The sequence below is a fragment of the Micromonospora peucetia genome (genome assembly GCF_900091625.1).
Taxonomy (GTDB): Bacteria; Actinomycetota; Actinomycetes; order Mycobacteriales; family Micromonosporaceae; genus Micromonospora; species Micromonospora peucetia.
The window spans coordinates 1989834-2001881 of the sequence record NZ_FMIC01000002.1; the positions used below are offsets into that span (position 1 = coordinate 1989834).

Sequence of the window (12048 nt, forward strand, 5' to 3'; positions counted from 1 at the left end):
GATCCGCCGGCTGAACCCGACAGTCGGCCGGGTCAGCCCTTGAGCGCGTCCTGGAGTGCCGGGTCCGCGGGCGAGTGGACTGCGGGCGGCCTGCCTCGGGCCGCGTCCCAGGCCGCCTTGCCGCTGGCGAAGTAGTCCCGGACCGCCTTCCTGAAGAGCAGCGCGGGCCCGCAGCCGGAACAGCGGGCGGCCACTCCCTCGACGTCGAGGCCGAGGTGCCGGCACAGCGTCACCGCGCGGGACAGGTGATAGGACTGGGTCACGATCAGGGCGCGCTCGACGCCGTACACCTCGCGGGCCCGGGCGCAGGTGTCGTAGGTGTCCAGGCCGAACGGGTCTGCCACGACGCGGCGCGGATCGACGCCGAGCCGCTCGGTCAGGTGGGCGGTCATCGCCGCCGGCTCGTCACCGGAGGTCCCACCTCCGTCGCCCGACACGAGGACCACCCGGGCCCGCCCGCTGTTCAGCAGCGCGGCGGCGGTCTCCAGGCGGCCGGTGAGGCGGTCTCCCGGTTGACGGCGGTCTGCCGCCACCGCCGTGCCGAGGACGATCACGACGTCGGCAGCCGGGGCGTCGGCCTCGCCGTACAGGTGGCCGCGAGCGGCGGTCGTCGTCCACAGCCAGGGAAGACTGGCGAGGAGCAGCACGGCCACGCCCGGAACCGCCGCCCGGATCAGGCGTCGCCGCCACCGGTTCGCCCGACCCGCGGCGTCGGTCACCGCGCTCACGAGCGGGGTCAGCGCTCGGGAAGCCGGATCGGCGGGGTGGTCGGCAGCGGGAAGCCACCGCCACCGCCGCCACCGTCACCCGGGGTCGGCGTGGTGGAGGGCGTCGGGGTCGCCGAGTCGGTGGGCGTCGGTTCGGCCTGCGGCACGGTGACCGTGATCGTCACGGTCTTGCCCCGCGCCAGGTTGCTGCCCGCTCGCGGGTTCTGCTGGATGACCCGGCCGGCCTCCTCCGGCGGCACCTCCCGGCCCGGCTTGACGCTGATCCGGTAGCCAGCCTCGTCCAACTCCTCCTTGGCCTCATCCTCGGAGGAGCCGACCACGTTGGGCACCTGGCCGACGTTGCCCCGGGAAACGGTGAGGGTGACCTGGGATTCTGCGGCGACCTGCTTCCCTTCCTCGGGCGACACCGCGAGGACAATGCCCTCCTTCTCAGCGTCGTCCTTCAACTCCCGCCTGACCGTGAAACCTGCGGCTTCCAGTCGCTTCTTCGCGTTCTCGTACGTGGAGCCCTTGAGGTCGGTCGGGATGGCCTTCATCTCGACGCCGCCGCAGACCTGGACGGTGACCTCGCCATTCGCCTCCAGCGGGGAGTCGGCGGCCGGGTTCTGGTTGACCACCTGGCCCTTCTGGCAGGTGCCGAAGACCTGATCGCCCTCCTTGGGCACCAGATTGGCCTGCTCGATCCGGGCGAACGCCTCCTGCTGGGTCAGGCCGGTCACCGTGGGGACCGTGACCCGGTCGTCTTCGCGCTGGCTCAGCAGGGCGGCGGCGAGGGCGATCACCGCGAGGACGCCCACCGCGGCGAACAGCGCGATCAGCCAGGACGACGCCTTACGCCGGCGCGGGTCGCCCACCCGGGCCGGCATCTGCCGGGTCTGCGGGGCACCGGGGCCGCCCCCGTACCCGCCGGCGGCCGGGGCGAGCTGAGCGGTCTCCTCCTGCGGCAGCACCGGGGTCGCCATCACCGGGCGGCCGGCGGCGGCGCGGAGCATGTCGGCCCGCATCTCACCGGCGCTCTGGTAGCGGTTGAGCGGGTTCTTCGACAGCGCCTTGAGCACGATCGCGTCGACCTCTGGCGTGACGTCCGGGTTGATGTCGCTCGGGGTCGGAGGGGTCTCCCGCACATGCTGGTAGGCCACGCTGACCGGGCTGTCGCCGACGAACGGCGGGTGCCCGCAGACCAACTCGAAGAGCACGCAGCCGGCGGCGTAGACGTCGGAGCGGGCGTCAACCGCCTCGCCGCGCGCCTGCTCGGGCGAGAGATACTGCGCCGTACCGATGACCGCGCTGGTCTGGGTCATCGTGGTGGCGCCGCTGGCCAGCGCCCGCGCGATGCCGAAGTCCATCACCTTGACCTGGCCGGTCTGGGTGAGCATCACGTTGCCGGGCTTGATGTCGCGGTGGATGATGCCGTGCCGGTGGCTGAACTCCAGGGCCGCGCACATGTCGGCGCAGATCTCCAGCGCCCGGCGCGGCTGGAGCCGCCCCTCGACGCCCAGCACCTCCTTGAGGGTCCGCCCGTTGACGAACTCCATCACGATGAACGGCAGGGTCTCACCGGTCGGCGCGGTCTCCTCGCCGGTGTCGTAGACGGCGACGATCGCCGGGTGGTTGAGGGACGCGGCGTTCTGCGCCTCCCGACGGAACCGCATCTGGAAGGTGGCGTCCCGGGCGAGGTCGGTCCGGAGCATCTTGATCGCGACATCCCGCCCGAGCCGGAGATCGCGACCACGGTGCACCTCAGCCATACCGCCGTAGCCGAGCAGCTCGCCGACCTGGTACCTGCCACCGAGCAGGCGGGCCTGCGCTGTCATCGCGTCTCTCGTCCTTCGCTCGTCGTCTCGTCGCCGTCCGACCGGGGCGGTTCCTGTCGACGGTACGACGTCCCGGCCGGATCGTCGCGTCCGTCGGGCCGCAGCACGCCGGACGTCACCGTCGGCGGGCTGGCCGCCGTGTTCTGCCGCAGCTTGTAGGCAAGCGTGCCGGAGCAGACGAGAACCAGCACGGCCACCAGGATGGCGAGGAACACCATCCCGGCCCGGGACTGCTGCCCGCCCGGCTGGTGCGCCGGTGGGACGGCATGTCCCGCGTACGGCATCGGTCGGGCCTGCGACACGGGCGTCACGCCCCGGGGGTAGCCGGTCGGTGCCATCTGCGGGTGCTGGACCGATGCGGAGGGCGGGACCGAGGTGGGACGGTGCGGCGCAGCCGGTGGGACCGAGGTCGGGTGGTGTGGTCCGGCAACCGGACGGTGGGCCGCCACGGGCGGGCGGTGGGCCGTCATGGGCGGGCGTGGCGGCTGCACGGTGGGGACCGGCGGCCGGTGCGGCGACACCGGTGGGCGCGGCGGCGGCACCTGGGCACGGCCGGGCGGGGCGGCCGGCGACGCCGGTGCGGCGGAGATGGGCTGACCGGCGGCCCGAGCCTGCTGGGAGAGCTGGGACTTCAGTTGGCGGGCCACTCCGGCCAGCGCGGCGGCGCTCGACCAGCGGGCCCCCGGGTCCTTCGCCAGAGCCCGCTCGACCACCGTCCGGACCTGCGGCGGAATGTCGGCGGGCAGCGGCCGGGGGGCTTCCCGGACGTGCCGCATGGCGATCTCGAGGGGATTCTCGCCCTCGAACGGGCGCCGTCCGGCGAGGCACTGGTAGGCCACCACACCGAGCGCGTAGACGTCGGACGCGGGCGTGGCGACCCCGCCGGTGGCCTGCTCCGGCGAGATGTACGAGGCGGTGCCGAGCACCGAACCGGCCGCCGTCAGCTGGGCCACCAGCTCCGACCGGGCGATGCCGAAGTCGGTGAGCACCAGGGTGCCGTTGGGGCGGACCAGCAGATTGCCGGGCTTCACGTCCCGGTGCACGATGCCCTTCACGTGCGCCGCGTGCAGCGCGTCAGCGGCCTGGGCGACGAGCGCCATCGTGCGGGCCGGGGTGAGTCGGCCGACCCGGGCCAGGGTGGCCGACAGGGCGTCGCCCTCGACGTACTCCATGACCAGGAAGGCGATCTGCTGGTCGTTGCCGAAGTCGTAGACGTCGACCACCCCGGGGTGGTTGATCGTGGCCATGGTGCGGGCCTCGCCACGGAACCGCTCGGCGAAGTCGGGGTCGTCGAGCAACGCGGGGAGCAGGCTCTTGACGGCGACCGTCCGGCCGAGCACCTGGTCGGTGCCGCGCCAGACGTCGCCCATGCCACCGCTGGCGATCCGCTCGTCGAGACGGTAGCGGTTGCCGAGCTGCACCCCGGGGCTGAGCATGTCAGCGGCCTCCCGGGTCGGCGATGGCGGCACGCATGATCTGCCCGGCGATCCGGGCCGCCTCGGCGCTGCCGCCCGGGCCGGCCTGCTCCAGCATCACGCAGACCGCGGAGATCGGGTTGCCGTTCTTGTCCAGCGCGAAGCCGATGAACCAGCCGTGGTCGGGCCGGTCCGGCGCGGACTGCGCGGTGCCGGTCTTGCCGCCGACCGTGTAGCCCTTGAGCTGCGCGTTCCTCCCGGAGCCGTTGTTGACCACGCTGACCATCATGTCCCGCAGGTCGTCGGCGACCTGGCCGCTGACCGGCTGCCGCAGCTCCTTGGGCTTGGCGGTGTAGTAGCTGGTGGTGCGGTCCGGGGCGAGCAGCTGACGGACCAGGTACGGCCGCATCTGGCTGCCACCGTTGGCGACCGACGCGGCGATCATGGCGCCCTGGAGCGGGGTCATCCGCACGTTGTTCTGGCCGATCGAGGACTGCGCCAACGCGGCCGGGTCGGTGCCGCCGTCCGGGTTCTGCATGTCCCCGGTCCGGCTCGCCGCCACCGGGTAGCCGCCCTCGCCGAGCTGGCCGACGGTGAGGTCCTCCTGCTCGAAGCCGAACTGCCGGGCCTTCTCCTTGATCTTGTCCGCGCCGAGCCGTACGCCGAGCTGCGCGAAGCCCGTGTTGCACGACTCGGTCACCGCGTTCATCAGGGTGACCTCGTCCTCGGGGCAGATCGACGGGGCCGCGTTGCGGATCGGCGTGCCCGAGGTGGGCGGGGTGTAGCTGGCACCCGCCGGGATCCGGGTCTCCTGACCGACGCCGTTCTCCAGCGCCGCGGCAGCCACCACGATCTTGAAGGTGGAGCCCGGGGGCAGCACCTCGCCGAGGGCCCGGTTCTTCAGCGGGCCCGCCGGGTCCTGCTCCAGCTTGTTGTACGCGGCCGTGGCCTCGTTGGTGCGGTGGCTGACCAGCGGGTTGGGGTCGAAGCTCGGCATCGAGACCAGCGCCTGCACCGCCCCGGTACGCGGGTCGACGGCAATCGCCGCGCCCTTGGCGGCGTCGACGCCGTTGTTCCGCAACTGCTCGTACGCGACGTCCTGGGCGCGCTTGGAGACCGTGAGCAGCACGTTGCCGCCGCCGGTCTGGTCGCCGGTGAACATGTCCTTGACCCGGTTCGCGATGAGCTGGTCGCTGGTGCCGGCCAGGAAGTCGTTCTCGAACTTCTCGATCCCGGTCTCGGCCAGGTTGACCGGCTTGTAGCCGAGCACGTGCGCGTACTTCGCCCCACCGGGGTAGCTGCGCTGGAACTTCAGCTCGCCGTCCGTCTCCTTGCTGACTGCGAAAGCGGTGCCGCCGGCCTCGATGTTGCCGCGCTTGCGGTCGTACTCGGCGACCTGGACCCGGCCGTTGTAGTCGCTGGTGCGGTATTCGTCGGCCTTGTAGGCCTGGATCCAGTTCAGGTTCGCGAAGAGCAGACCGAACAGGACCATGACGACGACGCCGACACGGCGCAGGGGTGCGTTCACGGCCTGATCACCTCCGTGGGGGCACCGTGCAGCTGCTCCGGCGGACCGCCGGACGGTCGGGCCGCCTTGCCGCCCCCGCCGCCGACGGGCCGACGAGCGCCGTCGGAGATCCGGAGCAGGACCGCGATGAGCAGCCAGTTCGCCATCAGCGAGGAGCCGCCGGCAGAGAGGAACGGGGTGGTCTGGCCGGTCAGCGGGATGAGCTTGCTGATCCCGCCGACGATCACGAAGACCTGGAGCCCGAGGGTGAAGGCCAGGCCGCCGGCCAGCAGCTTGCCGAACGAGTCGCGGACCGCCAGCGCCGCCCGCAACCCGCGCTCGACGATCAGCAGGTAGACCACGAGCAGCGCAGACAGGCCGAAGAGCCCGATCTCCTCGCCGATGCCAGCGAAGATGAAGTCGTTCTGCACCTCGGGCAGCAGGCCCGGCTGACCGCCGCCCGGCCCCGCGCCGAACAGGCCGCCGGTGCCGAGCGCGAGCAGCCCCTGCACGAGCTGGTAGCCGTCGTTGTAGGGGTCGGCGAACGGGTCCAGCCAGATCTGCGCACGTAGGTAGAAGTTGGCGAACGGCCCGCCGACGACCTCGCCGAGCACGTATGCCAGGTAGACGCCGCCGAAGAAGAGCACCAGGCCGATGAGCAGCCAACTGACCCGCTCGGTGGCGATGTAGAGCGTCACCACGAACATGCCGAAGTAGAGCAGCGAGGTGCCGAGGTCCTTCTCGAAGACGAGGACCAGGACGCTGATCAGCCAGACCACGACCACCGGGCCGAGGTCACGCCCACGCGGGAAGTCGATACCGAGGAACCGGCGGCTCGCCAGCGACAGCACCTCACGCTTGCGCACCAGGTAGTAGGCGAAGAAGACCAGCAGGGCCAGCTTGGCGAACTCGCCGGGCTGGATGGAGAAGCCGCCGACCCGGATCCACAGCTTCGCGCCGTTGATCTCGGAGAACCGGCTGGGCAGCACCGCCGGGATCATCACCAGCACGATGCCGGCCAGCCCCAGCGTGTACGCGTAGCGGGACACCGAGCGGTGGTCCCGCATCAGGGCGAGCAGGCCGGCGGCGAGGATGACCGAGGCGAGCGTCCAGGCGAGCTGCCGGCCGCCCGTGCCGGCGAAGATGGCCAGGTCCTCCCGCTCGGCGGGGGTCGCGTTGCCCAGGTCGAGCCGGCGCAGGAAGCCCACGCCGAGCCCGTTGAGCAGCGCCACCGCCGGCAGCAGGGCCGGGTCGGCGAAGGGCGCCAGGAACCGGATCACCAGGTGCAGGCCGAGAAAGACGGCGGTGAGCGCGGCGGCCGGCATCCAGAAGTCCGCCGTGACCGTGTCGAGCACCTTCGCCTCGACCATCGCCCCGTACGCGGCCACCAGCACCATGGCGACCAGCAGCAGCGACAGCTCGGCGTTGCGCCTGGATCGGGCCAGGCGTACACCAGGCTGCTCGCCCGCGATGGCGGGCGAGGATGCCGGAATGGCCGCTGCGGTCACGGAACGTCCTCGGATCGAGCCGCGCCTACTCCGGCGACCGGCACACGGCGGGATCGAGCGCCGGCGATTCGGTGTCGGAGGGCGGGGCGTCAGGTGTGGTGGTCGGCGCGGCCGGTGTGCTCGGCCCGCCACTCACCGGCGCGCTGGCGGTCGGGGCGGGCGACACCGGGCCGGTCGGCGTCGGGGCGGTGGTAACCGTCACGGCGCTCGGGCTCGGGATCGGCGGGCAGACGGGCTTCAGGTTCGGGTTCGACGGGTCGTCGCTGGTCAACTCGGCCAGTCGACGCTCGGCGTCGGGCTCGCTCTTGGCCGGGATGCCCTGCTTGACCTGTTCCTGGGCGGCCAGCGTCAGGTCGTCCAGGTCCGCCGGGCTGGTGGAGTGCACGCTCGACAGGTCCATGCCGGCGATCTCGCCCTGGATGCCCCTGAACACGGCGACCTGGCCGCCCTCGGTGGCCCCGACGTAGTACTGCCGCTGGGTGTAGCTCCAGCCGCCGAAGACGGCGCCGCCGACGAGGATCAGCAGCGCCAGCGAGATCGCGGCGGCCCGCACCGGCCGACGCTTCGGGCGCTCCGACTCGTCGTCGGCACCGGCCGACGGTTCCTCGGGCACGGGCGGCCGGGGCGCGGAGAGGGCGGACGCCCGGGCGGCCGGAGTGGACACGTCGGCGGAGGTCGCCATGCCCCGGTCCCGGGCCGCGGCGCCGCCGACGATCGGGCTCGCCTCGACGATGTCCTGGTCGGTGGCGTCCGCGATGATCACCGTGATGTTGTCCGGGCCGCCGCCGCGCAGGGCGAGCTGTACCAGCCGCTCCACGCACTGCTGCGGGTCGGCGTATTCCCGCATGGTCTCGCCGATGGTGTCGGCACTGACCACACCCGAGAGACCGTCGCTGCAGATCAGGTAGCGGTCGCCGGCGAGCACCTGGCGGACACTGTATTCCGGGTCGATGTCGCGACCGTCGAGCGCCCGGGTGAGCAGCGACCGCTGCGGGTGGCTGCTCGCCTCCTCGGCGCTGATCCGGCCCTCGTCGACGAGCATCTGGACGTACGTGTCGTCCTTGGTGACCTGCGCGAACTCACCGTTGCGCAGGAGGTAGGCCCGCGAGTCACCGATGTGGACCATGCCCAGCTTGCTGCCGGAGAAGAGGGTCGCGGTGAGCGTGGTGCCCATCCCCTCCAGCTGGGGATTGGCGTCCACGGTGTCGCGGAGCTGCTGGTTGGCGGTGCCCACGGCAGAACGCAGCGCGTCGACGAGGGCGTCACCGGGGACGTCCTCGTCGAGCGGCGCCATGGCACCGATGACGATGTTGCTGGCGACGTCACCGGCGGCCATGCCGCCCATGCCGTCGGCAACGGCGAGAAGCCGCGGGCCGGCGTAGACGGAATCCTGGTTACCGTCTCGGATCAGACCGCGGTCGCTGTGGGCCGCATAGCGCAGGGTCAGAGTCATGGCCGTAATTCGAGAGAAGTGCGGCCGATCCGGATCGGCACGCCGAGGGGGACGGGGGTTGGTCCGGTGACCTTAGCGCGATCCAGGTAGGTGCCGTTAGTCGAGCCGAGGTCCTCGACGAACCACTGGCCGTCGCGTGGCACCAGTCGGGCGTGCCGTGCCGAGGCGTAGTCGTCGGTGATGACGAGGGTGGAATCCTCGGCCCGACCGATGGTGATCTGCGCTTCGCCGAGGGTGATCCGGGTCCCCGCCAGTTGACCGGCGGTGACCACGAGCTGGTGCGCCGCCCTGCCCCGCTTCGCCTTCGCCGGTTTCGCCGCCTGACCGAGCGAGGCGCCGACCGCCCGGGGGGCGGCCACCAGCCGGCTCGACCGGGCACCTGCGAAAAGGTCCCGGCGGATCACGCCGACCACCGTGAACACGAAGATCCACAGCAGGATGAGGAACCCGAACCGGGCGACGGTGATGACGAGTTCCGGCAAGGCGGGTCAGCCGTCCACGCGGAAGGTCAGCGTCGTGGTGCCGAGCTGGATCATGTCGCCGGGGTTGAGCGCGACGGCGGAGACCCGCTGGCCGTTGACCATGGTGCCGTTGGTCGACCCGAGATCGGTCAGCACGACCTGGCCACCGTCGAAGTCCAGCCGGGCGTGTCGCCGCGAGATACCGACGTCGGGCAGGCGCAGGTTGGCCTGGTCGCCACGGCCGATCACGGTCGAGCCCATCTGGAGCGGGTAGGTGCGCCCGTCGCCGGAGACCAGCCGCACGTTGCGGCCGCCGCCGTGGCCGGGCGGAGGACCGTAGCCACCACCCTGGTCGTACGCCGGGTAGGCGGGCTGGCCCGCGTCGTAGCCGGGCGCCGAGACCGGGGCGACCTCGCCACCGGTGTAGACCTCGGCGGTGACCCGGAACATGCCGGTGTCCAGCCCTTCGCCGCGTTCGATCTCGACGATCACGTCGCCGTAGACCGTCCAGGCCTGCTCGCCGATGAACTCCGCCTGCGACTGGGCCAGTTCCTGGGCCAACGCGGCAGCGTACGGCGCCAGACGACTGTGGTCGTAGGGCGAGAGATCGATCACGTAGCGGTTGGGCACCAACGTGCGCCCACCGGCCAGGATCGCCTTGTGCGCCTCGGCCTCCCGCTGCATGGCGTTGAGGATCTCCACGGGGTGAACCACCCCTTTGAAGACCTTGGCGAAGGCCCCTTCGACCAGGCCTTCCAGACGCTTCTCGAAGCGTTGCAGCACGCTCACCGGCTCCTCCTCGGGTCCCGAGGACATGATGGTATCCGGCCGGCGCGCGCGCAGCTCACACGCCGCTCGGCCGTCTGACGGCGACCCGGTCGGGCGGGCCGATACTGCCGTGCTAGTCTTTCGTCCGCCACGAACGGTAACCGCTCCTCGGACGGTAACCAATCGTCGCAACGATCACGGACCGGGTAGGATGTCCGGGGCCCGCTGGAGACAGCAGGACCGGCACAGACTACAGTGTTCGAGGTCAAGCCACGGGGAAGTGGCGGAATGGCAGACGCGCACGGTTCAGGTCCGTGTGCCCGAAAGGGCGTGGGGGTTCAACTCCCCCCTTCCCCACCAAATACGCGAGGGCCCCGCATCACTGCGGGGCCCTTGTGCCGTATCGGGGCGTGCCGTACGTCACGCTATGCTCCGATGGTTTCTGCCTTCGACGGACCAGGAGTGGCGTGTGAGTGTCGCGTTCGTGACCGGGTCGGGCGGTCTGATCGGCTCCGAGGCGGTCCGGCACTTCGCCGGCCTCGGTCTCGAGGTCGTCGGCATCGACAACGACATGCGGCAGGAGTTCTTCGGCGAGGAGGCGTCCACCGCCTGGAACGTCCGGCGGCTGACCGACGAGCTGGGGTCCGCCTACTCGCACCACAGCATCGACATCCGCGACCGGGCCGCGCTGGCCAAGCTGTTCAAGCGGTACGGCACCGACGTCGCCGTGGTGATCCACACCGCCGCCCAGCCGTCGCACGACTGGGCGGTGCGCGACCCGTTCACCGACTTCGACGTGAACGCCGCCGGCACGCTCAACGTCCTGCAGAACGTGCGCGAACACTGCCCCGAGGCGCCGGTCATCCACTGCTCCACCAACAAGGTCTACGGCGACCGGCCGAACAGTTTGCCCCTGGTCGAGCTGGAGTCCCGCTGGGAGATCGAGCCGGGGCACCCGTACGAGCAGGGCATCCGTGAGGACATGTCCATCGACGCCTGCCTGCACTCGATCTTCGGCGCCTCGAAGGTGGCAGCCGACATCATGGTGCAGGAGTACGGCCGCTACTTCGACATGCGGACGGCCTGCTTCCGGGGCGGGACGCTGACCGGCCCGGCGCACTCCGCGACGGAACTGCACGGCTTCCTCGGCTACGTGATGCGCGCCAACATGGAGCGCCGGACCTACAAGATCTTCGGCTACCAGGGCAAGCAGGTCCGCGACGCCATCCACAGCTCGGACGTGGTCTCCGCGTTCGAGGCGTTCTTCCGCAACCCGCGCCCGGCTGCGGTCTACAACCTCGGCGGGGGCCGGCACTCGAACACCTCCAACCGGGAGGCGTTCGCGCTGGCCGAGCAGATCACCGGCCAGGAGATGATCACCGAGTACGTCGAGGCCAACCGGATCGGCGACCACAAGTGGTGGATCGGCTCGAACGAGGCGTTCCAGGCTGACTACCCCGAGTGGAAGCAGGTCTACGACGTGCCCATGATCATGCGGGAGATCTACGAGGCCAACGTGGACAAGTGGGTGCCGGGAGCATGACCGGCAGTGGCAAGCGGAACGTCCTCGGGGTCCTGGTCGACGCCACCGACTATGCCGGGGCGACCGACCAGGTGGTGGCGGCGGCACAGGAGCGCCGTTCGCTGGCGCTGACGGCGCTGGCCGTGCACGGCGTGATGACCGGGGTGCTCGACCCGGCGCACAACGCCCGGCTGAACTCCTTCGACGTGGTCACCCCCGACGGCCAGCCGGTCCGCTGGGCGCTCAACCTGCTGCACGGCGCCGGGCTCACCGACCGGGTCTACGGCCCCACCCTGACCCTGCACGTGCTCTCCCGGTTCGCCGACGAGGGACTGCCGGTCTACCTCTACGGCTCGACCGAGGAGACCCTGGCCAGGCTGATTCCGGCGTTGGAGCAGATGTTCCCGGCGCTGAAGATCGCCGGGGTGGAGCCGTCCAAGTTCCGGGCGGTACAGCCGGGCGAGGACGTCGAGATCGCCGACCGGATCAGGTCCAGCGGGGCCCGGCTCGTGCTGGTCGGGCTGGGCTGCCCCCGCCAGGAGGTCTTCGCGTACGCCATGCGACCGCTGCTGGACATGCCGCTGATGGCGGTCGGGGCGGCCTTCGACTACCACGCCGGGCTGCTGCGCCAGCCCCCGCCATGGATGCAGCGGGCCGGCCTGGAGTGGTTCTGGCGCCTCGGCCTGGAACCGAAGCGGCTCTGGCGACGCTACGTGATCCTCAACCCGGCCTACCTGACCCGGCTCGCCGGACAGAAGACGGGGCTGTGGAAGGCGAGGCCGCCGGCCCCGGCCACGGAGCAACCGGCGACCTTCGCCGTCTGACCGCCGACAGATGTGAGGAGGGCCCCTTCCAGTCGCTGAGCGATTGGA

Annotated in this window: 10 protein-coding genes and 1 tRNA gene; 3 read left to right on the top strand and 8 right to left on the bottom strand. The window is 71.3% G+C overall.

The annotated features are described in order from the left end of the window. Window positions 1-32 precede the first annotated feature (32 nt). The 8 genes from GA0070608_RS09330 to GA0070608_RS09365 are packed head-to-tail and all read right to left on the bottom strand — an operon-like array spanning window position 33 to window position 9702. Complete coding sequence (locus tag GA0070608_RS09330) at window positions 33-719, bottom strand: SanA/YdcF family protein (RefSeq protein WP_245715746.1); 687 nt, start codon at window positions 717-719, stop codon at window positions 33-35. A gap of 17 nt (window positions 720-736) precedes the next feature. Further along, entirely contained in the window at window positions 737-2542 is a 1806-nt protein-coding gene (pknB, locus tag GA0070608_RS09335; RefSeq protein WP_091625151.1) for a Stk1 family PASTA domain-containing Ser/Thr kinase, read from the bottom strand. Then, window positions 2539-3978, bottom strand: coding sequence for a serine/threonine-protein kinase (locus GA0070608_RS09340; protein WP_091634715.1), 1440 nt, complete (start codon window positions 3976-3978; stop codon window positions 2539-2541). The genes pknB and GA0070608_RS09340 overlap by 4 nt, the downstream gene beginning before the upstream one ends. 1 nt (window position 3979) lies before the next feature. Next, complete coding sequence (locus GA0070608_RS09345; protein ID WP_091625155.1) at window positions 3980-5485, bottom strand: peptidoglycan D,D-transpeptidase FtsI family protein; 1506 nt, start codon at window positions 5483-5485, stop codon at window positions 3980-3982. Next, a complete protein-coding gene (locus GA0070608_RS09350; RefSeq protein ID WP_091625158.1) occupies window positions 5482-6972 on the bottom strand; it encodes an FtsW/RodA/SpoVE family cell cycle protein in 1491 nt (496 codons plus the stop codon). Before GA0070608_RS09350 ends, GA0070608_RS09345 begins: the two co-directional genes overlap by 4 nt. A gap of 25 nt (window positions 6973-6997) precedes the next feature. Then, window positions 6998-8425, bottom strand: coding sequence for a PP2C family protein-serine/threonine phosphatase (locus GA0070608_RS09355; protein ID WP_091625162.1), 1428 nt, complete (start codon window positions 8423-8425; stop codon window positions 6998-7000). Further along, complete coding sequence (locus GA0070608_RS09360) at window positions 8422-8907, bottom strand: FHA domain-containing protein FhaB/FipA (RefSeq protein WP_091625166.1); 486 nt, start codon at window positions 8905-8907, stop codon at window positions 8422-8424. The genes GA0070608_RS09355 and GA0070608_RS09360 overlap by 4 nt, the downstream gene beginning before the upstream one ends. 6 nt (window positions 8908-8913) lie before the next feature. Then, window positions 8914-9702 carry an FHA domain-containing protein gene (locus GA0070608_RS09365; protein WP_091625169.1) on the bottom strand — a complete coding sequence of 263 codons (789 nt, stop codon included), beginning with the start codon at window positions 9700-9702 and terminating at the stop codon, window positions 8914-8916. Window positions 9703-9928: 226 nt separating this feature from the next. On the opposite strand from GA0070608_RS09365, the gene GA0070608_RS09370 reads away from it, so the two are divergent. From GA0070608_RS09370 to GA0070608_RS09380, 3 genes are all read left to right on the top strand, one after another. Next, window positions 9929-10014 (top strand) — tRNA-Leu (locus GA0070608_RS09370). Window positions 10015-10081: 67 nt separating this feature from the next. After that, window positions 10082-11197 carry an NAD-dependent epimerase/dehydratase family protein gene (locus tag GA0070608_RS09375; RefSeq protein ID WP_176733671.1) on the top strand — a complete coding sequence of 372 codons (1116 nt, stop codon included), beginning with the start codon at window positions 10082-10084 and terminating at the stop codon, window positions 11195-11197. Further along, on the top strand, window positions 11194-12000 hold the full coding sequence (locus GA0070608_RS09380; RefSeq protein ID WP_091625176.1) for a WecB/TagA/CpsF family glycosyltransferase: 807 nt from the start codon (window positions 11194-11196) through the stop codon (window positions 11998-12000). The genes GA0070608_RS09375 and GA0070608_RS09380 overlap by 4 nt, the downstream gene beginning before the upstream one ends. Window positions 12001-12048: the final 48 nt, after the last annotated feature.

Coding starts and splice junctions, on each gene's coding strand:
- pknB (WP_091625151.1), bottom strand. CDS start 2,542: ATGACAGCGCAGGCCCGCCTGCTCGGTGGCAGGTACCAGGTCGGCGAG.
- GA0070608_RS09375 (WP_176733671.1), top strand. CDS start 10,082: ATGCTCCGATGGTTTCTGCCTTCGACGGACCAGGAGTGGCGTGTGAGT.
- GA0070608_RS09340 (WP_091634715.1), bottom strand. CDS start 3,978: ATGCTCAGCCCCGGGGTGCAGCTCGGCAACCGCTACCGTCTCGACGAG.
- GA0070608_RS09365 (WP_091625169.1), bottom strand. CDS start 9,702: ATGTCCTCGGGACCCGAGGAGGAGCCGGTGAGCGTGCTGCAACGCTTC.
- GA0070608_RS09380 (WP_091625176.1), top strand. CDS start 11,194: ATGACCGGCAGTGGCAAGCGGAACGTCCTCGGGGTCCTGGTCGACGCC.
- GA0070608_RS09355 (WP_091625162.1), bottom strand. CDS start 8,425: ATGACTCTGACCCTGCGCTATGCGGCCCACAGCGACCGCGGTCTGATC.